19 protein-coding genes, 1 tRNA gene and 1 pseudogene are annotated in these 25,603 nt (G+C 42.8%); 11 read left to right on the forward strand and 10 right to left on the reverse strand.

Going from position 1 to position 25,603, the window contains the following annotated elements:
* The first annotated feature begins 234 nt into the window (after nucleotides 1-234).
* From gshA to V7K97_RS13585, 4 genes are all read left to right on the forward strand, one after another.
* Nucleotides 235-1,374, forward strand: a complete 1,140-nt coding sequence (gshA, locus tag V7K97_RS13570; protein ID WP_334801562.1) for a glutamate--cysteine ligase — start codon at nucleotides 235-237, stop codon at nucleotides 1,372-1,374.
* A gap of 434 nt (nucleotides 1,375-1,808) precedes the next feature.
* Entirely contained in the window at nucleotides 1,809-2,270 is a 462-nt protein-coding gene (locus V7K97_RS13575) for a tRNA (cytidine(34)-2'-O)-methyltransferase (protein WP_334801563.1), read from the forward strand.
* A 789-nt stretch (nucleotides 2,271-3,059) separates the two neighbouring features.
* Entirely contained in the window at nucleotides 3,060-5,345 is a 2,286-nt protein-coding gene (locus V7K97_RS13580; RefSeq protein WP_334801564.1) for a peptidoglycan DD-metalloendopeptidase family protein, read from the forward strand.
* A 166-nt stretch (nucleotides 5,346-5,511) separates the two neighbouring features.
* A tRNA-Met gene (locus tag V7K97_RS13585) sits at nucleotides 5,512-5,585 on the forward strand.
* Here V7K97_RS13585 and V7K97_RS13590 read toward each other — a convergent pair.
* Nucleotides 5,567-5,728 (reverse strand): hypothetical protein, encoded by a 162-nt coding sequence (locus V7K97_RS13590; RefSeq protein WP_334801565.1) that lies wholly within the window; start codon nucleotides 5,726-5,728, stop codon nucleotides 5,567-5,569. The genes V7K97_RS13585 and V7K97_RS13590 overlap by 19 nt on opposite strands.
* 73 nt (nucleotides 5,729-5,801) lie before the next feature.
* Between V7K97_RS13590 and V7K97_RS13595 the strand changes: the two genes are divergently transcribed.
* Nucleotides 5,802-6,497, forward strand: a complete 696-nt coding sequence (locus V7K97_RS13595) for a response regulator transcription factor (RefSeq protein WP_334801566.1) — start codon at nucleotides 5,802-5,804, stop codon at nucleotides 6,495-6,497.
* Between the two features lie 801 nt (nucleotides 6,498-7,298).
* Here V7K97_RS13595 and V7K97_RS13600 read toward each other — a convergent pair.
* Nucleotides 7,299-7,583 carry an Npun_R1517 family heterocyst differentiation transcriptional regulator gene (locus tag V7K97_RS13600; RefSeq protein WP_334801567.1) on the reverse strand — a complete coding sequence of 95 codons (285 nt, stop codon included), beginning with the start codon at nucleotides 7,581-7,583 and terminating at the stop codon, nucleotides 7,299-7,301.
* Nucleotides 7,584-8,449: 866 nt separating this feature from the next.
* Here V7K97_RS13600 and V7K97_RS13605 point away from each other — a divergent pair.
* The 4 genes from V7K97_RS13605 to V7K97_RS13620 all read left to right on the forward strand — a co-directional run bounded on the left by V7K97_RS13605 (nucleotide 8,450) and on the right by V7K97_RS13620 (nucleotide 14,156).
* Entirely contained in the window at nucleotides 8,450-8,809 is a 360-nt protein-coding gene (locus V7K97_RS13605; protein WP_229459698.1) for an NAD(P)H-quinone oxidoreductase subunit M, read from the forward strand.
* Between the two features lie 541 nt (nucleotides 8,810-9,350).
* Entirely contained in the window at nucleotides 9,351-11,648 is a 2,298-nt protein-coding gene (locus V7K97_RS13610) for a protein phosphatase 2C domain-containing protein (protein ID WP_334801568.1), read from the forward strand.
* 134 nt (nucleotides 11,649-11,782) lie between these two features.
* A complete protein-coding gene (locus tag V7K97_RS13615; protein ID WP_334801569.1) occupies nucleotides 11,783-13,360 on the forward strand; it encodes a CHAT domain-containing protein in 1,578 nt (525 codons plus the stop codon).
* Between the two features lie 148 nt (nucleotides 13,361-13,508).
* On the forward strand, nucleotides 13,509-14,156 hold the full coding sequence (locus tag V7K97_RS13620) for a hypothetical protein (RefSeq protein ID WP_334801570.1): 648 nt from the start codon (nucleotides 13,509-13,511) through the stop codon (nucleotides 14,154-14,156).
* Between the two features lie 139 nt (nucleotides 14,157-14,295).
* Here V7K97_RS13620 and V7K97_RS13625 read toward each other — a convergent pair whose 3' ends face one another.
* The 6 genes and pseudogenes from V7K97_RS13625 to V7K97_RS32035 form a co-directional block, all read right to left on the reverse strand.
* Nucleotides 14,296-15,678, reverse strand: coding sequence for a PrsW family glutamic-type intramembrane protease (locus V7K97_RS13625; RefSeq protein ID WP_334801571.1), 1,383 nt, complete (start codon nucleotides 15,676-15,678; stop codon nucleotides 14,296-14,298).
* Nucleotides 15,679-16,315: 637 nt separating this feature from the next.
* On the reverse strand, nucleotides 16,316-16,768 hold the full coding sequence (locus tag V7K97_RS13630) for a nitrate reductase associated protein (protein WP_334801572.1): 453 nt from the start codon (nucleotides 16,766-16,768) through the stop codon (nucleotides 16,316-16,318).
* A 178-nt stretch (nucleotides 16,769-16,946) separates the two neighbouring features.
* Nucleotides 16,947-17,405, reverse strand: a complete 459-nt coding sequence (locus tag V7K97_RS13635) for a phosphate-starvation-inducible PsiE family protein (protein WP_334801573.1) — start codon at nucleotides 17,403-17,405, stop codon at nucleotides 16,947-16,949.
* A gap of 299 nt (nucleotides 17,406-17,704) precedes the next feature.
* Nucleotides 17,705-18,088 (reverse strand): annotated as a pseudogene (locus V7K97_RS13640) (molybdopterin dinucleotide binding domain-containing protein); the annotation flags it as partial.
* Between the two features lie 231 nt (nucleotides 18,089-18,319).
* Nucleotides 18,320-18,976, reverse strand: coding sequence for a sensor histidine kinase (locus V7K97_RS32030; protein ID WP_442936826.1), 657 nt, complete (start codon nucleotides 18,974-18,976; stop codon nucleotides 18,320-18,322).
* A gap of 81 nt (nucleotides 18,977-19,057) precedes the next feature.
* Nucleotides 19,058-19,681, reverse strand: a complete 624-nt coding sequence (locus tag V7K97_RS32035; RefSeq protein WP_442936827.1) for a hypothetical protein — start codon at nucleotides 19,679-19,681, stop codon at nucleotides 19,058-19,060.
* 66 nt (nucleotides 19,682-19,747) lie between these two features.
* On the opposite strand from V7K97_RS32035, the gene tnpA reads away from it, so the two are divergent.
* On the forward strand, nucleotides 19,748-20,161 hold the full coding sequence (gene tnpA, locus V7K97_RS13650) for an IS200/IS605 family transposase (RefSeq protein ID WP_334801574.1): 414 nt from the start codon (nucleotides 19,748-19,750) through the stop codon (nucleotides 20,159-20,161).
* A 62-nt stretch (nucleotides 20,162-20,223) separates the two neighbouring features.
* Here tnpA and V7K97_RS13655 read toward each other — a convergent pair whose 3' ends face one another.
* A complete protein-coding gene (locus V7K97_RS13655) occupies nucleotides 20,224-20,466 on the reverse strand; it encodes an MHYT domain-containing protein (RefSeq protein WP_334801575.1) in 243 nt (80 codons plus the stop codon).
* A 344-nt stretch (nucleotides 20,467-20,810) separates the two neighbouring features.
* On the opposite strand from V7K97_RS13655, the gene V7K97_RS13660 reads away from it, so the two are divergent.
* Entirely contained in the window at nucleotides 20,811-22,259 is a 1,449-nt protein-coding gene (locus V7K97_RS13660) for a peptidoglycan-binding domain-containing protein (protein WP_334801576.1), read from the forward strand.
* Between the two features lie 36 nt (nucleotides 22,260-22,295).
* Here the strand turns inward: V7K97_RS13660 and V7K97_RS13665 are convergent, their stop codons facing one another.
* Nucleotides 22,296-25,322, reverse strand: a complete 3,027-nt coding sequence (locus V7K97_RS13665; protein WP_334801577.1) for an SMC family ATPase — start codon at nucleotides 25,320-25,322, stop codon at nucleotides 22,296-22,298.
* Between the last annotated feature and the right edge of the window lie 281 nt (nucleotides 25,323-25,603).

The raw sequence follows: 25,603 nt of genomic DNA on the forward strand, positions 1-25,603 counted from the left end.
ACAGAGGCGCAGAGAACACAGAGAGAGGAGAAATACAGAGGTTTTGCGTCAGTTTTGGGATATTTTTTTCTTTGGAAGCCCCTTAAACCCTTTAATTTACGATAAATCTGTCATCCTGTTTTTCGCGTCAATTGGCAATTAAATGATTCTTAACCTTTGATTGACTGAAAGATAGATACAGAGATTCGTCTTATTCGATACAATTTATAAGCAGAGAGAGCCGAGGAGAAGAAGGTGGTCTTATTAAAAGGCTTTGAGATTGAGATGTACACTGGCACGCCTCAAGGTGAAATCGTCGGTCTCTCCGACAAAATTGTTGCCGCTTTGGGTGAGTTTATGCGGGAGCCAGATAGCCGCAACGTCGAATACATAACCCAACCATCCCCTAATTACGATAATTTATTATGCGCCTTGCTGCGTCCCCGGCGAGAGTTGCGAAAGTACCTCAATCGTTTGGGCGATTACACATTGATACCGGGAAGTACTTTATCTTTGGGTGGGAGCGATCGCTTTCTCCGTTCCGATCCAGCAAACCCATATCATGACTACATTCAGAACACCTACGGCACAAAAGTAGTCACCGCCAGCGTACACATCAATATAGGCATTAGCGACCCAGAAGTATTAATGCGGGCATGTCGAGTCATCCGCATGGAAGCACCTCTATTTCTCGCCCTCAGCGCCTCATCTCCCTTCCTAGATGGCAAAGCTACTGGCTATCACTCCACCCGTTGGGGACTCTTCCCCCAAACGCCTAGCCATGTACCGTTATTTGCCAGCCACGCCGATCATATCCAGTGGGTGGAAGATCAACTCGCTGCTGGAACTATGCAAAATGTGCGGCATTTGTGGTCATCAGTGCGACCAAATGGCGATCGCCGTCCTTATGACCTAAATCGCCTAGAATTGCGAATTTGCGATTTAGTTACAGATCCCATTGCCTTGCTAGCCATTACAGCTTTATTAGAAGCGCGTTTATTGCAAGTAATCGAAAATCCCAGCATCGATCCCTTAACTCAAAGTACATTTTCTCCTGAAGAACTCGTCACCCTCACTGCTGACAACGAGGCGGCGGCGGCGGCTGGTAGTCTCGATGCTCATTTGAGGCATTGGCAAGATGGCAGAAGCATTGTAGCGAGAGATTGGATTGCTCAAATGTACCAAGATGTTTGGGCGATCGCTAAACAACAAGGCTTTAGCTGTTTCCTTTCCCCTTTGCACAAAATCCTCCGCGAAGGCAATGAAGCTCAACAGTGGTTGCAATTACACGCAATCGGTTTTGACAGCCAGCGCGTCATCACTCAGGCTATTGTCGCCACCCAACAGCGCGAAATCGAACTCGAAGAAAAATTGTGTTCGTCCCTCCTGGCTTAACTCAAAAGGTATTGGGCATTGGGCATTGGGTATTGGGTATTGGGCATTGGGCATTGGGCATTGGGCATTGGGTATTGGGTATTGGGCATTGGGCATTGGGCATTGGGCATTGGGGAAACTTTTCTCTACTTTTCCTTCATCCCTCTCATCTCCCCTACTCCCTACTCCCTACTCCCCACTCCCTACTCCCTACTCCCCTGTTCAAACAAAAAGACACAAGCACTTATTTTTTCTACACAAAACTTAATATTTCCTGGTTTTCGCCAAATATCCTCTCAGGCATTGCTCTGTGAGGGTTTTTGCTTCGTTTAAAAAATCTAATCGATATGAGTATGCTTGATTATTATTAACAAAACCTATGAATAGCCTCTACCTTTTGGTAGATTTAACATTGACAATAAATTGTTTTATACAATACGCAAGTTATACGGATAATGCCTCAGGTAGTTTTAGTTAATCCACAAATCCCTCCGAATACAGGTAATATTGCTCGTACTTGTGCAGCTACAGGTACGGAGTTGCATTTGGTGGGACCTTTGGGGTTTGAAATTAGCGATCGTTACCTCAAAAGAGCCGGATTGGATTACTGGCCTTATGTCAAGCTACACTATCACGAATCGATAGAAGCCTTTAAAACCATACATCAGGAACGTGGAGGCAGATGGTTGGGTTATACGGTTGGTGGAAATTGTAATTATGTCAGCTTTCAGTTTCAAGCTGATGATTGGCTGCTTTTTGGTAGTGAAACCACGGGCTTATCACCAGCAATTCTGTCAGATTGCGATGCTACCTTGTATATTCCCATGAGCCAACCGGGGGTTCGCAGCTTGAATCTGTCAGTAAGTGTGGCAATTGGCTTATTTGAAACCCGTCGTCAGTTAGGCTATCTACAATAGATTTTACCTTTTTAGTTGTAAGTGTATTTACTTATAATTTTTCGAGGAACCTATTATACGATTTATTTCTGGCGGCAAAAATTTTCTTGTTGACTGCAATAATATGTAAAAGAATATACCAAAAACTGGGTTTATCCGCAAATTGTAGTGGAAGATACTTACAAGGAGAGGAAGGTTATTATAAGAAATCTGTATATAAAACTTGGGATATTGCCAAACTTGAATGATAGATTTTGATGAATTTGAAACATCCTAAATTGGGTAAAAAAAGCGCTAAAACCATGTCATGTCTTGCTTTGAGCGATTTTGACTCAATGAACACTAAAAAGCAGCCCAAAAGTAGCCGATAGTTAATACGGTTGTTTTTTAGGGAATAATCAACGTAAAGTCTCGTGTTGAGACGGATTGGGTAGAAATATCTTGAAGATATCTACAGCAGGGGGCATAACTTTTCCAGAAGTCGCAGCAATTTAATTCTCAGCAGCGACTATGGACTTGGCAAATAATTTGTCCAGTCCCCGCGATTGACGCAAGACAAGCGCGGACAAATGGTAAAGAGCAAAAAATCCTAAGTGGTGTTAGGAGTGGTTCGGACAAGTAAACACAGCAAATTTTAAGTTTTGCTAACCGGTGTGAACTTGTCTAAATCAGAGAAGCAGGTTAATCTTGCGTAAGCATCTCTGGTGAATGTGATCTCGATCGATCATTTGTTGTGATCTAAATCTATTGACTAGTATCCAACTGAAAAATCGGGGTCAGTTAAGCGCTAGTGATCATAGGAGGTCGTCTTTGAAACGAGCATTGAAAAAGAGAGTAAAAGCTGTGTTGAACAATAACCCCAGCAGCGATGATGCCCCGGTAGAAGTGCTAAATATGATGAATCCAAAAGTTAACCGCCGGGTGCGGACAAAAGCCGCCATGATTGGCTTGGCAATCTCTATGGGAGCAACCAGCCTTTTGGTGACTCGACAAAGCGATCAAGCCCAAGCAGCAGTGCCAGTAGGCAGCCAAAAGGCAATGTCAACAATTCCTGCTGTTCCTGACACCGAGGTGAAATTCGCCTCCACAAAGCTGGAGTCCCAAGCAATCTCATCAGTGAGCGTGCCGGAGAATCCTGTGATCGTGGAACCAACGGCAGTGTCACAAGTGCCTGGGCTTGAAGCTAAATGGCAAGTCGCGGCAAGTGGAATGTCTTTGCAAATTCCGGCATCAAACAAGTTTTCTCAAGCAACAGCAGGTTATAAAAATTCTACCTACCTGAAGCCTCAAGTGGCACAGGGATTGAACAATACCTTAGCCGAGACTAGTTTCCCAACAGTTAATAATCTGTCTAACTCTAGTGCTGATGGTGTTGGTAGTATAAATACATCACTAACTGCCCAGCCACAAACAGTGGCAACGTCAACCGCAGCCAACAGTGAAATAAATGCACAACTTAAGGCGCAACAAGAGTTCGCACTGAATCGCTTACAAGAAAAATCGAACCGTTTAAGAAGCAGTCTGGCACAGTTGCGGTCTGGTGAAACCAAAAATTTATCACAAGCTGATATAGAGTTGGCGCAGCCGACAACTGTAGTTGAGAAGACTGCATTAGCGCAGTTGGATACTTCTAGCGATGCCAGCAAAGCGAACCTGGTATCAAGGTTAAAACAGAAGACACAGACGAGTGCATCTGTACCAGCGACGCCAATAGTTATTGCGTCCTCCACTCATACAGCCTACGAAGTTAAGCCTGGAGATACACTAGCAGCGATCGCCAGCAGATACAATACTTCTGTATCAGAACTAGTTAAGGCAAATAACCTCAATAATCCCAATGAACTGCAAATTAGTCAAAAACTAGTTGTTCCTGCTGTTCAAGTTGAGGCAACTTTAGCGAGTAAGCCCACTTTTGTGGAGTCCAGCAAAACTCCTCATGTTTCCACTTACCCGATAAATATTGGTAATGCCAACTCATATCTACCGACTTCACCATCACCAACCATTGCCGACAAGAGTAGCGTTGCCGTCCCTGCACCGGTAACTATTCAAATTCAGGCAAATAGTGCGACTGACTTAGAAACAGCCCCTACTACTAGGTCTTATGGTGTCGGTGGTGAAAGTCCAGTGCCAACAGCTTTTGCCGAAATCCAACAGCCTAAAACACTAGCAAATAAGGTAGCAAGAGGAAACAGCAACAATAATGACCGTTTGCGGGGCTTACAAGCGGAAATCCAGAGGTTACAGCAGAAATACCGCGCTCAACAGTCTGGTAACTTAGCCGTGCCAGCAGTAGCTACCGAAGCTAATAATGCTGCGATGCTCAGTCCTATTTCTACCCCCAATAATTTCACTGTACCTAACGCCGCATCTGGACCCAATACTGTAGCGATACCAATTGCAGTTCCTACACCTATTAGATCCAACTATAGCGTTCAGCCAATTAAGCCCCAATTCCGTACTAGTGTACGCCCTAGCGAGCCAGTTAACCCAGAATTCTTGCCTAATCTAGGGTCTGCTAGTCAGTGGACTCCCTCCGGCACTCAATCTGCCACGAGGGTTGCAACGCCTTCTAGAAGAGTAAATGCTTCTGATTCCTTAGGAAAGATGCGGGGAACCACAGTTTCTCCACAGACAATGCCGCCTTTGGCAGCAGTGGATCAATATCTGCCTAGACCCATTGACGAACTTACACCACCTCCATCGACTTCAACCTTAGCTTATATGTGGCCGGCAAAGGGCACTCTCACCTCTGGCTTTGGTATGCGCTGGGGAAGACCGCACAAGGGAATTGATATTGCTAACTCCACTGGCACACCAGTTCATTCAGCAGCTGACGGTACGATAGAAAAAGCTGGTTGGAACAATGGTGGCTACGGCAACGTTGTAGATGTCCGCCATCTTGATGGCAGTCTGACTCGCTATGCTCATAACAGCAAGATTCTCGTGCAACCGGGTCAGCAGGTACATCAAGGAGAAACTATTGCTTTAATGGGTACTACTGGTCACAGCACTGGACCACACTGCCACTTTGAAGTCCATCCACCAGGTAAAGGTGCTGTTAACCCAATAGCCTTTCTACCGCAACGCCTGTAATACTTCGGTGTCTGTAACTAAAAGATTGCCTTGTTAGTTGAGGGAGTTTACCTCCCTCTTTTGCTTTCTATGGCCTCAATAGGGATGAAAGTTCTAACAAAATTGCAAAAGGTGCTAGTCTTGAGCCAATTTGTATGCTATATTAGTAGATGATTTGGAAAAGCATGGCTCAGTAGCTCAGTTGGTTAGAGCACGGGACTCATAAGCCTGGGGTCGTTGGTTCAACTCCGACCTGAGCCACTAAAAAACAACCATAATGTTAAGGGTTTCAGGCTGTTTTGACTATGGTGTGCTAAAGGATATTCAGCAGCCTGATAGTCTACAGCTCCAATAACTGATTTTGCGACAGTAGCACTTCCTTTTCCCTGGCGATAAATTTCCACTAACTCTTAACTCCTGATCAATGCCTGTCAACTTTCGCTAAATTGGAAAAAGGAAAACTTAAGGGAATTTTAAATGTCAGCACAATTGTTACTGGTGGATGATGAACCAGGGATACGGGAAGCCGTGAAAGACTATTTGCAGGAGAGCGGTTTCAGCGTTCAAGTCGCCAGTAACGCCCTTGAAGGTTGGGAATGGATGCAAATGAATACACCTGACTTAGTGATTTCCGATGTCATGATGCCCCAGGTGGATGGCTATCAGTTCCTTAAGCAACTGCGGGAAGACCCTCGCTTCCAAGCACTCCCGGTAGTATTTTTAACTGCTAAGGGTATGACAGGCGATCGCATCCAAGGCTATCATGCTGGTGTTGATGCATATCTACCCAAACCCTTTGATCCAGATGAGTTAGTGGCTATAGTCGAAAATTTGCTAGCCCGCCGTGCCGCTAAGTCCGCAAGTACCGGAGATGACGCTGAAACCCCTGATCTTGCTGAACTCGCCAATCAGATTGCCCAAATTAAGGCATTGTTAACTCAAAGAAATGCCATTTCCCAATCGCCAGCCCCTTTCAAAATTGATTTGACTCCCAGAGAACAAAGTGTTTTAAACTTGGTCGCAGAAGGGTTGATGAACAAAGAAATCGCCCGTCGCTTGGAAACCAGCGTCCGCAATGTAGAAAAATACGTCAGCCGTTTATTTAGTAAAACTGGCACTAATAGCCGTACAGAGTTAGTTCGTTTTGCTTTAGAACACGGTCTTGCTAAATAGGTATTGGGCACTTGTACTGAGCGTACCCCTCTGGGGATCTTGCTACGCGTAGCGTCTCCAAGAGTTGCCGTTGGCGCAGCCTAAGAAGAGAAGTATTGGGCATTGGGCAAAACAGTTCCGTTAACGGTAGCGGGGCGTTTAGGTAATAGGTAACTGGCTGCTTAACCACGACCTATTACCGAATGGCACTAAGTTTAAGATACAACCCTTGCTCAAGATGGGTTAAGAGTCTGGAGGCTCTTAACCCATCTTGAGAGGCGGAGCCTCATCTTTATTGACGAGAGGTAGCAGCCCTCTCAGAATACATTCACAGTCTTAAGACTGGAACGAGGCGACACAAGCCTTTAGGCTTTTCTTAGTGCCATTCACCTATTACCAGTAATAGATAAAACATAAGTATTTCAGCAAATCAGGCACTTAGCTAAAGCAAAAAGCTAAAGGGAAGGTTATTTATTTTTACTTTGGTCTTTTTGGTTTTCATTTGATTCGCACCTGTTGTCCAATTCCCCATCTGTAAAGACACAGGATTTTGTTCTTCCTGCAATGTTTTGATAAAAACTCGGTAAAATGCACCCGGCTGAATTTGCTCTGAGATTCTACCAGTACCCTTTGCTACAAAGTTTTTAATAGCGGAAACTGTTCCTGGGACTTTGGGCTGCTAAATAAGACTTTCACAAAGTAGAAATCACAATATTTTATGAATTCTACTTGCTTGCTGCTTAGTTTTTATGGCAATGGGGGTATGAGATCAACATTTGATTTAATGCCCAATTCACGTTTTTCACAACTTAAATTACACCTTTAAGTTGTGGAATTTTCAGCAACATTACGCAAGCGCATTAGCTGTCGTCGCATTTGAGGTGAGGCTTTAAACTCAGATACTTCCTGCGCTTTAACAGACGCTTGTAGCGTCTCCAGAAAGTCATCAGAACCTTCGGTTAAAGCATCAAGTAGCACCTGTAAGAGCTGCTCGCGATCGCTCAATAAACTCTTTTCCTCAATCAACCGGAATTTGAGATGGATTTCGCACTCATAAACACCTACTTCGAGATTATTTATCTGGCGTGGTAATGCTTTGGAGTTCATAGCTATTGAGATTCCTTTACTTGGTTGTCATGAGGGTAAGGAGGTAGATGTCCAGCAAAAATTCTTTATATCTCTTTTGAATCCAAAGTGCTTGAATTAAGAATTTTTCTTCATCAATCACCTTTGTATTCCATTTCACTCTCCTGTGTTTTATTTACAAGCTAAATTTTCCCTATCTAGATTTTGATGTTTTTGTGCCAGATGTAGTTTATGGTAAGCCATAACTATTATTCAGTTTTTAAGATTCTACACAATAAAGTTTCTGTAAGAAGTTGTTCAACCTTTTTAAAGGTTTTTACCTCAACTTTATGTTAACGTCAACAACCGTTTGACTTGCTACTCTAATTTTGGTGTTTATACGTAAGTAAAATCGCTTAACTTTTTTGAGTTTATTAAAGCCAGCAGTCGATGTAGCACTATTCAGTGAAATTACTTGATGTACGTTTTTTGCAATAGAAAATTCAGGATAAATTGATCGGCACAATTATTATTGTTAAAACTTTTGTTCTCCATAAAAAAATGTATACAGATCAAATTATTCCTGTCGAATGCCTTCCCTACTGTCTTTTGGGGTTTATGGATACAAAAATTTTAGCGGTAGGTAAGATTAGTACACGAAAAGAAAATACTTAATCCACTAACTTTTACAGAAAAATAATTGGACTACTGTCAGTACTAGCAGCTAAATATATCTTCAACTCATAACAGAAGTAGCAAGATAATCAGTACAGGTGATATTTTTACTTATGCCCATTCAATATACCCTTTTGAAACTGCGTTCAAAGCTTGTAAATTGAGAGCATTCAAGCTCAGATATAGCGTTTACAATAATTTCAGTGTAATCCACCCAAATCTTACACACTTTTATGGATAATCCGATGCTGCTCAAGTCCACAACCCGGCATGTCCGCATTTTTGCAGGAGAAATTGACCGAGATGGCGAACTGGTTCCTAGTCAACAAGTCTTAACATTAGATATTGACCCAGATAACGAATTTAATTGGAATGAAGATGCCCTGCAAAAAGTTTATCGAAAATTTGATGAACTAGTAGAAGCATCTAGTGGCGCAGACCTCACAGACTATAACCTGCGCCGCGTTGGGTCAGACTTAGAACATTATCTGCGATCGCTCCTGCAACTCGGCGAAATCAGCTACAATCTTTCTGCCCGTGTTACCAACTACAGTATGGGAGTCCCCCAAGTTGCCATTGACGACAAACAATAAGCAAATAAGTTGGTAGGGGACTGCTGAACCCTTTGGACAATTCAGGTCATCTGAAAAAGCCCACGAAAAACCTAATCCCCTTCCCGCGTCGGGAAGGGGGAAAATTCCCAGCCTCTCTCCTTTTAGGAGAATGGACAGAATATTAAGTTGCACATCGCCTTATCTTAATTCTTAATTAAAGTTAATTGTTGCTATCCTATTTATAAACTAAACAAATACCAACATTATCTGCCTCTTGATGATGGGATAATTCAGCAAAAGCAAATCGTGCAGTTATGCTTGGGTTATGCTTTGGTAACAGGGTTGGAGTTAGTTGCTTTGGTGATGGAGAGCCACAGGGCAATAGAAGCTATGATGAGGCTGTGGGGTTGAGTTAGGAGCATATTCTTTAGATAAGTTAAGTATTAGCACCTGCTGATATCCACCAGCTAAAATCATCATCTAAAGTCTGGGTATGTCAAGTTTAAGAAAGATGAGCGGTCTAGATTGTCCCTACTAATGCTGTTAAAGAAATTGCCAATCGCTGATCGGTGCGAAAACTATGGAAAATGACGCGGCAACGCTGTACTGTCCAAACGAAAATTGTCAGGCTGCCAATCCCCTGACTCACAAGTTTTGCCAGCGCTGTTCCACGCCCCTACCCAAAAATTACCTCTGGGCTGTGGTAGATGCCCCAAGTGTGGGTAGCCCTGGAGAAATATTGGCCGATCGCTATTTAGTCCTTGATAAATTTCTTCTTTTAGATACGAAGCCTGGTTTATTAGCCCTAACGCCTGAGTTAGATAATTTACAGCCTCTCAAAGCTTACCTGAGACTCATTCCCTACCGTTTACACGTACCGCAGGTATATGGAGTGATTTTTGTAGCTGATGGACCCTCCCATCAAGAAATATTACTCTTAGAAAAACCGCCGTTATTAATAGATGAAACTATCCAACAAGTACATTTGGGCAGCGAGTTAACCACCGCTTGGCGTGATGCGACATCAATGCGCCAACTCAATTGGTTGTGGCAAATAGCTCATTTGTGGCAACCTCTGGCGAGTGAAGGTGTCGCCTCTAGCTTACTTGACTCTTACGTATTACGGGTAGAAGGCTCATTAGTACGTTTGTTGGATTTGCGTTTCGATGCTGTAACATCACCAGAATTGCCTCAATTAGGTGAATTTTGGCAGCAGTTGATCGGTGATGCCAAACCAGCCATAACTGAATTTGTCGATCGCGTTAGCCTTTCCTTAATTCAGGGAGAGATTAATTCCACTGACCAATTAATCGGAGTTTTAGATCAGGGACTAGCCCAATTAGGGCGATCGCAAACACCCAGTATCCAAATTATCACCAAAACTGACACCGGCCCAAGTCGCCAACGCAACGAAGATGCCTGTAGCCCTCCCGGTGGAACTCTGGTGAGCAAACCACCCCAGCCCACAGCCTTAGCAATTGTCTGTGATGGCATCGGTGGACATGAGGGCGGCAATGTTGCCTCAAATTTAGCCATTGAAACGATTCAGCAACAGGTACAGCAACTAACAAAAGTTCCCTACGACCACATCGACCCCTCATTGTTGCTGAATGACCTAGACAAGGCAGTGGCCATGGCCAATGACAAAATTAGTCAACGCAATGACGTTGAAAACCGCCAAGGGCGGCAGCGTATGGGCACGACTTTAGTTATGGCATTGCCTGTTGCTCATGAAATGTACATTACCCACGTCGGCGATAGTCGTGCCTACTGGATTACACGCCACGGCTGTTATCAAGTTACCCTTGATGATGATGTTGCCTCCCGCGAAGTGCGCCTAGGTTATGCTATTTACCGCGAGGCTGTGCAACAAAGTGCTGCTGGCTCTCTCGTTCAGGCTTTGGGCATGGGACCGAGCACTTCATTGCATCCCACATCGGGACGGTTTATGCTCGATGAAGATTGTGTTTTTCTGCTCACATCCGATGGTTTGAGTGATTTTGATCGGGTGGAGGAGTACTGGGAAACAGAAATCTTGCCGATTCTAGTTGCGGAAGCAAATATAGTAAATGTTGCGGATAGATTAATCGAAATTGCTAATACTAAAAATGGACACGATAATGTCACCGTCGCTTTAGTTCACTATCAAGTCCAATACTGGGAACCAGAAATCACCATTAAAGCCTTCATTCCAGAGAGTCATTCATCGAAAACTGTTGATTTGGCATCCAGAGCGACAGATGCGACAGTTTTAGGTAGCTCTAACCAGAAAACTCAGGTGATTCCTGAAAAGGAGCCGGTCAAAGCCAAAACTTCCGAGTTACCGCTACAGTGGATAGTTCCGTTAATATTGGTGCTAGTAGCAGGTTCTATCGGATTGTTCGTAAAGTACCTGACAATGGGATCTACTTCAAGTCCCGATGTGTCGAATCCCTCAGTAACTTCCAACCCTACCATCGAAAATACACCTACACCGCGATCGCTTGCTAACCTTTCTCCTCGTTCGGTAATTATAACCAACAAGGAAATATCCTCGGTAAACAACCAATTACTTCCCGGTGGGACTTATTTAGAAGTTCTTGAGAAAAAATTAAATCCCCAACCGGAACCTGAGAATTTTTTAGTGCTTATGCGAGTATGTACTGATAAAAGCACACAAAGTTCAGCTAATACTAATAAACCAGCAGTAACTACCTCAGTTCCACCAAGTCCAAAATCTTTGCCAGCAAAAGTATTGCTAGACTCCTCCAAACTAAACAATTTGAGCTTTTCTGTTTTACCACCAGATGCACCAAATCCATGTAAAACTGTTACACAAGCGCCAGCGACTCAATCACCTGCACCTGTCATCAGTCCAACTGAATCAAATACTCGATAAACTTGTAAAAACCTGGAATAATAACAGGTAACAATTAGAGTAAAAAATTTACAAGGTCAAAAAAATCGAAAATTTTCACCTTGAAGAATTTTTATTTGAAATTATTTGTTTTTAGCTTTTAGTTTTATGAATCCATGCCATCCCTGAATTTGGCGATCGCCCGTCTCCTAAATACTGGCACTGATAACTTCGCCATTTGGGTGGTTAAGGCTCCCTATCCCAGTGGCTACGTTTTACGTGATTGTGTATTGCCTGTTGAACTGACCCAAGTCTGGCAAGAATGGCAGCAGATGTTTGCTGGTCATAGTCCCCTAGATATCTCCTCAAACTCAACATCTCAAACAGCCAAGCCATTGCCCATAGATTGGCTTTCAACCCCTTCAGGTCAAACCACTGGACCCTACAGCAGCCGTCTGATGCAATACTTGGGAATGAATTTATGGCGCTGGGTATTTGACGGACAAATTCTCGGTAGTCTGGAACGCAGTCGTGGGATTGCGATGGGTCAGCATACACGTTTGCGCTTTCGACTAGAAATTCGCGACCCGGATCTCATCGCTTTCCCTTGGGAAATTATGCAGCGTGAACCTGGTCAATCGGCTATGTCCCTTTCTCAAGATTTGCTATTTAGTCGCACCAGCACTGAAGTTGACCCCCTACCGTATTTGCGAACTGACCAAGCTTTAAGTATTCTGCTGGTTTTAGGTCATGATGACAAGCTGCAACTGGAACAAGAAGCTGTGATTTTACAGCAAACTCTTGCAGATACTGTGGGTGGTAATTCTCAAAGATATGCACCTTGTGTAGTGAATCAACTCCTACAACCAACTCCCCAGGAGTTGATTGATGAATTAGAAACCAAAGCATACAATGTTTTCTTTTATGCTGGACATGGTTTACCAGACCCAGATGGGGGGTTACTGTTTTTGCGACCAGATATGCCCCTAAATGGCATAGAATTAGCCCAAGTATTGACCCGTACAGGTGTGAAACTAGCGGTTTTCAACGCCTGTTGGGGCGCACAACCAGCTGCGATCAATCATCAAGCTATCCCCGCCAGTAGTTTAGCAGAAGTACTGATTCGTCATGGCGTGCCTGCTGTTTTAGGGATGCGCGATGAAATTGCCGATCGCGAAAGCCACAGTTTTATTCAAGCTTTTACCGAAGCTTTGCGATCGCACAAAGCAATTGATGAAGCCGTAGCACTAGCTAGACAAGAGTTGTTAACACTGTATAAATTTAATCAACCTGCTTGGACTTTGCCTGTTCTCTACCTGCATCCAGATTTTAATGGCGAACTGATTAAAAATCTGGATGAAGGCATTACTGAACTACCAGATACAGCCATTCCTGATATCGGTTCCTCGCTTCCCACTGCAAGTTTACGATCCCTCGCCCCAAAAGGTAAAACCTGGCCACTGCGTTATGGAGTTACCCGCATCGGTCGCACGAAAGATAATGATATTGTCATCCCCGAACCATCTGTATCCAAACGCCACGCCGAAATCTTCTGCCGTAATACTCTGACTGATGCTACATTGGTGCGAACTTATTACTTGCAAGATTTTTCCACCTACGGGACAACCTGGTTTTTAGGCCCTAATGGTTGGCAACAAATCCTCCGAGAGGAAGTCCCATTGAAATCGGGAATGCAGTTAAAGTTTGGAAGTGCTAGAGGTGAAATCTGGGAGTTTATTATTGAAGATTCCTAGCAGAACTATTGCATAAATAGATTTTGAATGTTAAGCATCAGCTTTTAAAATCTGTTTTTTCCAGAGAAAAAATCAACATATTTTGCGGAAATATCCTCCAAGAAATTGTAGTTGTCAATACCAGCAAATAATCGTTAGGTAAGAAAATATGGCTAATAAAATTAACGGCTCAGACACTTTCTCATCTTTGCCATCTCAAGTAGATTTAGAGTTATTAGAAGCGTTACTAGAACCAGAGGATGCTACCTATCCCTGGAATCCAGGTGATGAGGAATCAGAAGCTTATTTTCAGGAACTAGAACAACAGTTCGGAATGCCAGATTTGGAAGAGGAAGAACTGATGAGGCGATCGCCAGATTTTTATAGCCGCCTAGACACACTTTGGTCTGACATTACTTCTACACCAGAATATAATGACAACCGACAACAGACAGTAGTGCTTAATCTTCAAGAAACATTACGTAATAGTTTTTCCACCTGTATCCCCCAAGTATTGCTCAACGCCATCGCCACGAAAGCTGCGGAAATATTTGCTGCTCGCCAATTAATCAGTGAGCAACTGGTTGAGTGTGTTCAGACAGTACTACCAAGTTGGGGAACAGAGGATCTTTTAGTTTTGGCTCGTCCTTTCGCTTACGCTATGCGAAGTAGCGAATCGCAAAACGCGGCATCTGCCATCAGTAATCTTCAAAATAGCGAGTGGACAGCTTTATCAGAAGTAGAGAAAGCAAAGGTTAGTTTAGCGATCGCTTCCTATGCTTTCACTCAACTCAATAAGTCTGAGTCTGAAATATGAATGGGGAATGGGGCATTGGGCATCCCTTCTCTACGAGACGCTACGCGTAGCTTGCTTCCACGAAGTGGTACGGCTCCGCTCAGGGCAAGTGGGTATTGGGCATTGGTTATTAATTCATCTCCCTCATCTCCCCCTGCTCCTATTTTGGCCCAATAAATCGGGTAGCAAAATTTTGCGATCGCGTCGGTGACAGCGCCCGTGCCTTGAGAATTGCTGCCATCAAAAAGGCGTAAGATAACACCCCAACAACTACCAACAGCAAGGCATTGATTGATCCTGTAGCATTCCACAGAGCGTGGAGCGCGGCGGCACTAAGATAACCAATAGAAAGAATTTGCCAACTTCTACTGGGTTTAAGAACAGCCAAGCCGATAAAATAACCCAGATAGCCGCTATAAGCCATGTGTCCGGCTACAGAGCCGAGAATTCGCGGAATTAGCAGTTGTAAACCCGCCAGCTGACCAGCAGCGCCTATACCCACCTGTTGCGTGACATTTTGAGTGATATCTGGCACATATTGTCCGAGAGTTTCTAAGAGAGTGAAGCCCACAGCAGAAGCCGTTCCCAGGAGAATACCATCTAGAGGTTCCCAAACACCTATGCGTTCCCGCCAAGGTGAAGACAACATTCTACCGATGGCAAAAGCCCCTAGTACAGGCAATGCCTTGAGTAATTCCTCCATCAAGCCAGCGCCAAAAAACATCCGCACCAGCAACTCTGTGAAGGTGATAGATTCTTGGGGTGTGGGCAAGCTTCCAGGCAGAAGGCCGCGAAACACGAAGATAAATATATCTAATAGCGGACTGAGCAAAATCATTATCGTACCCAATGCCGCGGCCATTAGCACCCACCAAGGCTTCTGTTTCCCGCAAAGTTGGTAAACAAAATAGTAGGCAGCGAAGGCGATGTAAGTTGCCACGATCACTTGGTTAGCTTGTGGCTGGCCGACTGTAGCAAACATCAGCACTACAAAGATTACAGTCAGTATTCCCGGTATCAGGTAAGCTTTACGAGTTAAATCTTTACCAGTGGAAATAATCGGAAAAAGCTGGGTGAAACTAACGGAATCTGGCTGCTTTAATTGGGTGTGGTTGTGGTAGTTCGTCGCCGAAGGTAATGGTGTAACTTGGTTGACTGTGGTCGCTGGAGTAAATGAGGTAAACTCGTACTCAAAAACGTATTGCGGCCCATCAGCACCTAGAGAAATGCGATCGCCTGGGTGCAATTCCTGACATTCATACAAGCGTTGTCCATTCAAATAAGTGCCATTAGCACTATTCAAGTCACAAAGCACCCAGCTAAATTTGCTATCTGGGGATAGAGAGAGGGGACGAACCACCGCATGACGACGAGATACCATTCGGTACATCATGGCATCCAAGACAACTTGGCAGCTGGGGTCGCGTCCAATTACCATCTCTTTACTGGGGGACAGCGAGTAGCGAGATTCTGCTCCAAAAGCTGCCCCATTACCAGACACTAGCCGCAGAAATGCATTATGTCTTGCGTTTTTGCCTGTCATCGAGTTAGAGTGCGTTTCTAAACTAATTATTCACATAACTTGGCAGCAGGACTAACCTTAGCCACATTAACAGCAGCATTGCTAAATCCACTATAGCTTCACTTCCTGCTAAGAAATTTAAAATTGTAGATGCAAAATCTCAAATTGTTTCACCTAATGTAAATAAGTATTCCATCTACTGAGAGTTTGTCATAAACCTGGCTTGTTAGGTGGATAAATCAGATTGTATCGATGCTGTACTTTTGACATCCTAGCTGCAAATTAAACGCAAGGCAAGTTATCAGCAAAGAGTAGTTTTTACTGCATTTAGTTCTATTCCAAAAATATATAATTTTCAGTCGTCTGTTGTCAGTTGTTTTTGACACTGATAATTCTCTTAAGAAAGGGGAGTAGATAGTAGAGGCAATTCATGAATTGCCCCTATATGAAAAACTGGATTTTGGCTATTGTTTCCGTAAGTCTTGATAAAGTAAGTATTAATTTATTAATATTAGAGTCAGCTACGTTAGGCTTTAGCATAAGTGAGTATTTTTGATCCATCACAGCACTAGCTGTGCTGTAGTGTATCATTTCATGTTGGCAAGTTAACAAAGTTTAATGCGCTCTAATGATTTGTTCTGTTAATGACTATTGACTATTAAAGCAGATTAAATTCTGCGATCGCTCTCTTAAAGTTTTCATTTTCATGTCCTGGGCGGCTGAGTTTAATCAAGGCAAAACGCTGTAAGGGCGTTAAAGCTGCCCAATGCTGCTGTGTCAGGGTTACACCTATTTCTTGAGCTTTTTCCTGAAGGCTAAGTGGTACCGTGGCAGAGTCTAGCCATGCCGGATGAGGCTCAATGGGCAATTTTGTTGCTGGTATACCCGTGCGTTGTGTAATTAACTGCTGGATATGCTCGCGGTAAGACTGAATTTCCGTTTCTGTAGTGCAAGGTAATTTGACTAAAGCTTGACGCTCGGCTGTAGTCATTTGATTCCAATCAGACAATTTTAGCTTGATGCCACAGGTATCTAATTTGCAACGCGCCTGCATGGGGATGCAACGCAGGGAATCAACAAAGTCTGCTTCAAATTGAAAGAAATCTGTCATTGCTCGACAAACCCAAAATTGATGGGTGAGAATGGGGAGTAATGGGAAAAGTGGTAAATTTGTGGCGGGGTCTAAATCCCCATTACAAAACTGAATTACCTTCGCGTCACGCTTTCTCGTGTCCCTGTACTCATGCACAGAAGCAAGCGTTTCGTAAAGAGCGTCATTACCAATTATTTTAACTTGCCTCTTTGGAATTACTCATCCGAATTATCAAATAACTAATTGATAGGGCAAGAATAGCTATACCCAGACCAATTAGATCAAGACCTCCAACTTTTTGTAAATCAAGAATAATAATTTTTCTGGCAACAGCGATTAAAGATGTAACAATAACTAATTCAACCTGAAAAACGTGTTTTCGCAAATAGGCTGTAATATTTTCTAAAATCTCTAAGGCGATTAAAATATTTAAGAATAAACCGAAAATCTTATACAAGGTTGCGTTAAACTCACCATAAGGCACTGTAAATAATTCTTTAAAAATAAAGATTCCTAAATCTGTGATCGCTACCAAAATTACAATTACCATGAAAATAGATAGAGCTTTAGAAACTAGCACTTCTATGTTTTCGATGATGTGCATGAAGTTCTCATCTTTGGTAGCTCCTAGAATTTGCCTTAGTAGCTTTTTCATAATGCTGCACCCGATTGTAAAATAAAAGAAAATCCCATAGATAAATCTAGAGGATTAAAAAAAGATTACTTGCTGATACTTTGTAAGTTTTCTACATCTTTGATTATTCTTTATCCATAGGGAAAATTGACGCTAGTCAAACCTCTTGTTACTAGAGATTTAGCATCTTTAGATATAGTAGTTGATAACAGTCAAAATTAGAGAGTCATAAAAAATGATACGAACTATTGACTATTGATTATTGACTAAATTACCTATTGCTGGTTATAAATTACCAGTTTATCGGTACACTTTGCAGTTTACCATTGTGAGGACTGGAGTTGATGGTTTTTGATTGTAACTTCCACAGAAATTGCTATCAACTGCACTGCACAGACTTTTAATTCTGGTTGTAGGGAATTGGGGCACGATTCTGGATGGGTGAGGGCGTTAGCTTCGGCATTGTCTGCCCACAGTGAACCCCAGTGCATGGGGACAAAAACTGTACCAGGTGCGATCGCCTTTGTCACTTTAGCAGGAAACTTCGCTTTACCCCGACGCGATCGCACTTCTACATCCTGATTATCTACAATATCTAAGCGAGCAGCATCACCGGGATGAATTTCGATAAACGGTTCGGGATGCATTTTGCAAATTTTTTCAATGCGCCCGGTGCGCGTCTGCGTATACCAGTGTCCGTAAATGGGCTTTATCGCCCCGTACCCGCCAAATCGGATTTCCTTGGCTATTTCGATTAGTTGGTTTGCCATGTTGGGCTGGAGGTGAAACTTCTAAACCACAGCCAACACCACTAATGGGATTTGTCTACTCAATAGCTTCATTTATAGCGGTTCCCACTCAGATGCGGTACAAAATTATATCGCAAGGTGTAGGGGCAATTCATGAATTGCCCCTACTCACGTGAACGAGAACCGCTATATAGCTAGTTGAGATTGCTTTCCCAGAAAAGAGGAAGTATTGATCAATACATCAATTGGAAGCTCAATTTGAAAAGTAGTTCCTTGCCCCTTTGCCGAAATACAGTTGAGCTTACCACTATGTGTTTTAACGACAATCTGATAGCTAATTGATAACCCTAAACCAGTTCCTTTTCCAACTGGTTTAGTTGTGAAAAAAGGATCATATATTTTATTTTGCATATCTTCATTAATGCCATAACCATTGTCAAAAATTTTAATGTTAATCCAACCGACTTGATGAACTGTTGTTCTAATCCGAATTAAAGGTGTAAAATTGGAGTGTGATTTTAAGCTAATCAGCTTTTCTTCTAACACATCAATGGCATTTGCAATGATGTTGAAAAATACTTGATTTAACTGTCCGGGATAGCAATTGACTAGGGGTAAATTACCATATTCTTTAATTACAATAATTTCTGGTCTATTGTTGGGCGCGTAACTAATACGGTTTTGAAGAATCAGCAGTGTAGAATTAAGCCCTTCGTGGATATCCACAGCTTTCAATTGTGCCTCGTCTAGACGAGAGAAGTTACGTAGTGATTCCACAATATTTTTAATACGCTGCGCTCCGGCTTGGATTGATTGGAGCAATTTAGGTAAATCTTCTAGCAAAAATGGTAAATCAATAGACTCTACTTTTGCTTGAACTGCAAGAACTGGTTCAGGATAATGTTCCTGATAGATATTGATTAATTATAAGAGTTCCCCTAGATAAATTTCTGTTACCCAGTCAATCCATAATTGACCAAAATTTGGTCGTATTGTTACTTCCTTAACCCAAGTTGAATCTATAAATTCTGGGAGATATAATCTAATCTCAGTCAGTAATTCTGGTTTACTTTCTTTACTGATTGAAGGCTTGAAATATCCCTCATTAAAATTTAGAGCCTGACGCGGAAACGTAACAGCAGCTAGACCTCCCTTCTGACGATATTTTGGTAAAGATGGTTTATCCACCTCACCGTTGTAGTAAGCTTTTACCAGTCCGTTATAAGCTGTAATTGACTCACCAACCGACTTTAATGTTTGTGGTGCAGATTGAGCCGCCATTGCTTTGTAATGGACATTCTGCTTAAGAATTAAATCTAATTCTGGGTAAGTTGTGCTGCATCTATAAGTTTTCCAACCACCACGGAAGTCATCGCCACGCCAATAAGTAGTAAAAGTATTACCATTTTCTTGTAACTTAGCGTAATGAATTTTCTTGGTTTCGTACAATGCACAATTTATCAAGCTGTTAGCATTCTCACACTGATTCAACCAAAAGGCTGTTTCTTCATCATTAAATTTAGCTCTAACTGAACAGGTTTTATACACTTGTTTTTACCTCCTGTATGTTTTACTATAGTTGTTGCCAGGACAGAAGTCAACAACAGTTAATTAATGGCTAAACTATCAGCATCAGACTATGAATACAGGCGCACAAGCGGTTCAGTTTCGTCTCTAAACTACCATTTTGTATTTGTTCCTAAACGGCGAAAAGCTGTGCTAATAAAAGAAGTAGCACAGCGTTTGCAAGAAATTATATTAGAGTTAGTAGTTGAGCATGGGTGGAGACTTATCGCCTTAGAAATAATGCCTGACCATGTTCACTGTTTTCTCAATGTCCCAACACATGAATCCCCTGCTGATGTGGCAAGATGGATTAAAGGCAGGGCATCACATCATCTAAGAAAGGAGTTTCCACACCTAAAAAAACTTCCTTCCCTCTGGAGTCCTAGTTACTTTGTTGCTTCTACTGGTGCAGCGAGTACAGAAGTTGTGAGAAAATACATTGAGAATCAAAAAAGCAATTAAAATCAAAATGCCTGATCAATCAGGCAAATAGCTTTCATCCCCCGGCTTTTAGCCGGAGGTTCTCAGCATAGGTACGATAGGGCTAATCCAGAGGCGAAAATTGCAGGTAGCACCGAAATCAAAACTATTAACCAGTCATAGTTAATGGGAATCGGCAGACTGAAGGCCAGCATAGCAATAAAATGCATTGCCCAAATGCCGATTCCCATAGCGATCGCTCCGCCTAGCAGCCACGGCCACCTTTCGGGTGATTTAGTGTCTGTGACTCTTATAGCTAGATCAAGTGTGGTGTAAGCCGTAAGCATGGCGATGTCTACGACGGGCTACGCCTACGCAATGGAAAATAAGACTAAGCGAATATCATAAATACCGTGGAACATTAGCTTGAATATTATCCGCAGTTCAATGGAAGACTAAATTTACTATTTGTCTGCGTTGCTCATCCTCGAAACCCAAATGGATATAGCAAAAATTTTCTCAGGCAAATCGAAAACAAGCCTTCAAAGCTTTACATTGCTTATTATTCCCCCTACAGAAGCTTGTGTATCATAATTCCCTTGGCAAATTTCTTGTAAAGAATCATACTAAAAATAAGTAAAATACAGAGAAAGTGGTATAATCTTGCATAGCCATAACTTGAAAAAAGCAAGTGAAAACAAGGGTAAATAGCTATTTAACTGAGCTAGCCTTAGCATCCGAGGCATCCGAAAGTGTCAAGCTTTTTCCTGCCGGAGCCAATTTCAAATTTTTAAATTGGAAAAAGTTATCTAGCGGTGCGGCGATGCGTCTTTTGCCTGTGGCACTAACTATGGGGCTTCTGAGTATTGCTGGGCAAGCTTTAGCACTTCAGAAAATAGGAAGTAATGGGACTGAAGTTAGCAGTAGTCAGAGATGTTTAAAAAAGTTAGGCTACTTTAACGGCCCGGTAAGTGGCAAGTTTGCTAGCTTGACTCAGAATGCTGTGATCAAATTTCAGCAAGCCAATAGAATAACTGCTGATGGAGTTGTGGGTGCTAGTACTGAACAAGCCTTGCAACGAGCGTGTCAGAGTAGAACTTTTAGTAGGAATACCACTGGCAGATTGCGTAGGCGCAGCCCACCGCAGGCATCGCCAGTTGCTCAATATCCTACTCTCTCTCAAGGCAAAACTGGTGCAGCCGTGACTAGCTTGCAACAGCGTTTACGGCAGTTAGGCTACTTTAATGCTAATGCCACTGGGATTTTTGGAAAAATTACTAAAGATGCTGTAATTGCATTCCAGCGAAATTATCGCCTACCTGCCAATGGGATTGTGAATCGACAAACTTGGAATACACTCATGGGTTCCTCTCCGACTCCAGCGAGATCGAGTCTCTCTAATCAACAAGTGAGAGAACTCCAAGTGCGTTTGCGGCAGCTAGGTTATTTTAAGACTAATCCCACTGGGCATATTGGCCCAATGACTAGAGAAGCTGTAATGGCATTCCAGCGAAATTATCGCCTACCTGTTGATGGCATTGCCAATGCCCAAGTTTTGGACTCAGTGCGTAGAGCCTACACCACGGGATATACTGCTCAACAACCAGGCAGAAATTATCTAACTGTAGGCGATCGCGGAGAGAATGTTAGATTAGTTCAAGAGCGTTTGTCGCAGTTGGGCTTCTCTAATGCCAATCCTGATGGCTTTTTCAGTGATTACACTAGACAATCTCTGATTGCATTCCAGCAATCTTCCGGACTTAATTCTACTGGAAATGTAGATTCGCCAACTTTGCAAGCATTAGGGTTGAATATCTCAAGTGTAAGTAATTATACGGAGAATAATGGTGATGTATTAGCTGAGAATAATCGCTATGTATTACCTCCTAATAATGACTATGTAGTACCTGTTAGCAATGGCAATACATTAGTTGCTAATAATCCTTACAGAGTAATAGTGCCAATTTCTAATAATGATACTCTGGGTAAGGTGCAGCAATATATACCCAATGCTGTCCCGGAGCAATCCGGTTTAGGGGATTATGTGAATGCTGGAGCATTTAGCGATCGCACCCAAGCCGAAACCCTAACGAAAAAGCTCCGCTCATTAGGTCTTGATGCACGGGTAAAATACAATTGAATTAGGGATTGGGGATTAGGGACTGGGAAGATTTGATTAAATTGACAAACTCAACTGCGAACCTTCCTGAGTTTTATTGACTTCAATTCTAGCTTGGAAAGCTTCTTTGAGGTGGGGCATGTGGGTGACGGTGAGGATGCAGGCAAAATCCGAGGAGATCGCATTAATTGCGGCAATCAAGCGATCGCATCCTTCGGCATCCTGTGTACCAAAACCTTCATCCACAATCAACAATTGCAACGCCGCCCCCGCCCGTTGCGCTAATAATTTCGCCAAAGCCAAACGGATGGCAAAGTTAATTCTAAAGGCTTCACCACCAGAGTAAGTTTCATAAGCTCGTGTTCCTCTAGAATCGGCGATTAAAATATCTAAGGTGTCTATCAACTTGGCATTTTTCTTGGTTGATTTCGCGCTGCGTCCAGCTTTTTGAGTAATAAATTGTACATGAAACTGATTACCACTCAACCGCGAAAGTAGTTGATTTGTCTCGGCTTCGAGTTGCGGTAACACATTCTCAATCATCAGTGCTTGGATACCATTTTTACCAAAAGCTTGCGCTAATTCCTGATAAACACGATATTCTTGCTTGCAAGATTGTAATTGCTGCTGTTGTTGATCATACTGAATTTGCAGCGTTTCCAGTTGATGCGCCAGCTGTTCTAAACGCCCCAACTTGGCTATTTGCTCATCGAGTTGCCGTCTACGGATTGCTAGCTGTTGCTCTAGAGCTTGAATTTGGGCAGATGGGTTAGCTGTTGCTTGTAGTTGCTGGATAATACTTTCGATTTGTCCAGAGAGTTTTTGCCGCTCGGTTAATCTGGCGCTTCTAGACTCCTCTAACTCTTGCAATCTCGTCTGGAGTTGCGGATAATGCTGCTGTGCCGATAGGAGTTGTTGATATCGCAAATGCCAAGATTGAGCTTTCTTTACAGCCATACGCAGATTATTGTGCTGCTCGGAACTGTAGCCAATTTCGGCAATGTGACGCTCAAGAGCCGCGATTTGTTTAGCACATTCAGAATCAGTCTGATCCTGCTGGATTCTGGCTTGTAATTGAGCAATTTGGGATTGTAGTTCTGGTTTTCGGGCTAATAGTTGTCCTTGTCGCTTAGTCGCATCTTTAATTTGCCCCTGTTTAATTTCTGCCCAGCGCCACCGTTCAACTTCGCTGCGGGCGAGGGCGTGATCTTGTTCATTATAATTAGCTTGTTGCAGATATTGCTCTAACTGCCGGAGTTCGGCTTGTTTATCGGGAGCGTAATCACCTGCTTGGAGCGATCGCTCTAAATGCTGTTTTTCGGCAGCAATTTGTTGTAACTGCTGTTGCACATCAGTTGTCGCTTCTAACTGGGCTGCCAACTGTCCCCGTTGTTCGCGTAAACCATCGTAGCCCGCCAATTGTTGGGATATATCGCGATATTCCTGCCTGAGTGTTTGAATTTCTTTGTCTGACACAGCCAATTGTTCCCGCAGTACCCAAGACTGCCCTTGAGTATCTTCTAACTCAGCCTGGGTTTTTTCCACCACCCGACTCCAGTGATGTTCGTCTAAAGGACGCTCACATAATGGACAAAGTGCTTCAGGATTTTGGAGCATTTGCAATTTTTGCTCTAATTCTCCCAGCTGTTTTTGATAATCCCGTTGATGAGCTTGCAGACGTTCAATAAAGTGCCGCCTTTCTTGCCCTTTTTCTTGGACTCGTTGCAGATAAACCCGCTTTTTCTCCAATTCCTCAATCTGGATTCCCACATCCATCACCGCTTGTTGCAGTTGCGGTTGGCGGCGCTGCTGGTGTTGCAATTGGTTCTCAGTACTTTGCAGTTGTTCGAGTCGCGCTACTAAACCAGCATGAGTGCGATCGAGTTGGCTTTGTAAAGTTGCTCGTTGTTGCAACAAGGGAGTAACTTGCATTTGTAGTTGATCTAAACGAGCAACATGGTGACGTGCTGCGGCCAGTTGTGACAAAGCCGCTTCTACTTCACCTGATTTGGTGAGAGTTTGCTGAATGTCTCGCTCTTGTTGCTGTAAAGCTTCGATTTGGGCTTGGGCTTGTTGTAATTGCCGTTCGATTTCGTGAATTTGTTTGGTAAGCTGTTGTTGCTTTTGTTGGCGAGTCTGCCCAGCGCGGGTGTATTCTTCAAACTTGACAGCAAAAGCTTCTTCTTGAGATTGGAGACTTTGATATTGGGCGTATCCAGCTTTAATCTCAGCTTCTTGGTGTAATATTTTTTCTAAATCTGCTAGCTGAGAGCCAATAGCTGATTGTTCTTGTTGGAGGCGATCGCAATCTTGGGTAAGATTTTGGTATTGCTGCTTGACAAAATTGAGTTGTTGTTCCCAATTTTGGCGCTGATGCCAGACAACTTGCAAACTTTGTAATTGAATATTATCAAAAGCTTGCACTTGTTGCAGTTGGTTGAGTTCAGCTTCTAACTCCACTCTTTGGGCTTGGGTTGTCTCCCGTTGTTGCAGCTGAATTTTTATCGACTCCAAAGAACGCTCTAGCTCTACTGCCTGTGCTTTAAACTGACGAGAAGATTCCTTTGCCCGTTCTTCCAAATCATCATACTGATTGAGTTTCAACAACTCCGCTAAAATTTCTTTGCGTTCCGTGGGGCGCTTGAGCATGAATTCATCTGCACGACCTTGACGCAAGTAGGCAGAATTAATAAAAGTATCATAATCGAGCTTGATGTGTTCTATAATCAAATCCTGTGTCGCTCTTACCCCTTTGCCAGTGAGTGAGCGAAACCCCGATGGTATTTCTATTTGAAATTCGAGGACGCTAGTCGCTGCCCGAATTCGGGTGCGAATCACCCGATATTTTTGCTGGTTACTTTGGAAAGTAAAATCAACCCGAACCTCTTTAGCACCAGAATAGATCACATCATCTTCAGCAGTAGCGCGGCTTTCACCCCAAATTGCCCAAGTGATTGCTTCTAAAAGGGAGGATTTACCCGCACCATTGGAACCACAAATACAAGCCGTATGCAAACCGCTAAAATCTAAAGTTGCATCACGGTAACTGAGGAAGTTTTTGAGGATAAGTTGTACTGGGATCATTAAGGCTATAGCGCCAAATCTACGTTTTAATAATTAACAGTACAGATGCACTGTTTGTTAGTTTAGCTATCTAGATATCAGGTTTCTAGTCTTGAAGACATCAAATTTACAAAAATTTACAATTATCTGAGTGAATTTTTGTTGTTGCATGAATAATTTTTGCTGTATTCAGAGAAAAATAGAACTCTCTTGGAGGCTCCTTCTTATTTTCTGCTGTTGACTGAGAAGAAAATATTCCTATTTGATTTATGAGAATTGAAAGTCAGGTATCTCTCAATACG

Source organism: Nostoc sp. (assembly GCF_036917815.1).
Taxonomy (GTDB): Bacteria; Cyanobacteriota; Cyanobacteriia; order Cyanobacteriales; family Nostocaceae; genus Nostoc.

Excerpts from the sequence above, each read along its gene's own strand:
- V7K97_RS13635 (WP_334801573.1), bottom strand. The coding sequence starts at position 17,405 with ATGAAAAAGCTACTAAGGCAAATTCTAGGAGCTACCAAAGATGAGAAC.
- V7K97_RS13655 (WP_334801575.1), bottom strand. The coding sequence starts at position 20,466 with ATGCTTACGGCTTACACCACACTTGATCTAGCTATAAGAGTCACAGAC.
- V7K97_RS13620 (WP_334801570.1), top strand. The coding sequence starts at position 13,509 with ATGGCTAATAAAATTAACGGCTCAGACACTTTCTCATCTTTGCCATCT.
- V7K97_RS13610 (WP_334801568.1), top strand. The coding sequence starts at position 9,351 with ATGGAAAATGACGCGGCAACGCTGTACTGTCCAAACGAAAATTGTCAG.
- tnpA (WP_334801574.1), top strand. The coding sequence starts at position 19,748 with ATGGCTAAACTATCAGCATCAGACTATGAATACAGGCGCACAAGCGGT.
- V7K97_RS13600 (WP_334801567.1), bottom strand. The coding sequence starts at position 7,583 with ATGAACTCCAAAGCATTACCACGCCAGATAAATAATCTCGAAGTAGGT.
- V7K97_RS13615 (WP_334801569.1), top strand. The coding sequence starts at position 11,783 with ATGCCATCCCTGAATTTGGCGATCGCCCGTCTCCTAAATACTGGCACT.
- V7K97_RS13665 (WP_334801577.1), bottom strand. The coding sequence starts at position 25,322 with ATGATCCCAGTACAACTTATCCTCAAAAACTTCCTCAGTTACCGTGAT.
- V7K97_RS13605 (WP_229459698.1), top strand. The coding sequence starts at position 8,450 with ATGGATAATCCGATGCTGCTCAAGTCCACAACCCGGCATGTCCGCATT.
- V7K97_RS13630 (WP_334801572.1), bottom strand. The coding sequence starts at position 16,768 with ATGACAGATTTCTTTCAATTTGAAGCAGACTTTGTTGATTCCCTGCGT.
- V7K97_RS13625 (WP_334801571.1), bottom strand. The coding sequence starts at position 15,678 with ATGACAGGCAAAAACGCAAGACATAATGCATTTCTGCGGCTAGTGTCT.
- V7K97_RS13595 (WP_334801566.1), top strand. The coding sequence starts at position 5,802 with ATGTCAGCACAATTGTTACTGGTGGATGATGAACCAGGGATACGGGAA.
- V7K97_RS13575 (WP_334801563.1), top strand. The coding sequence starts at position 1,809 with ATGCCTCAGGTAGTTTTAGTTAATCCACAAATCCCTCCGAATACAGGT.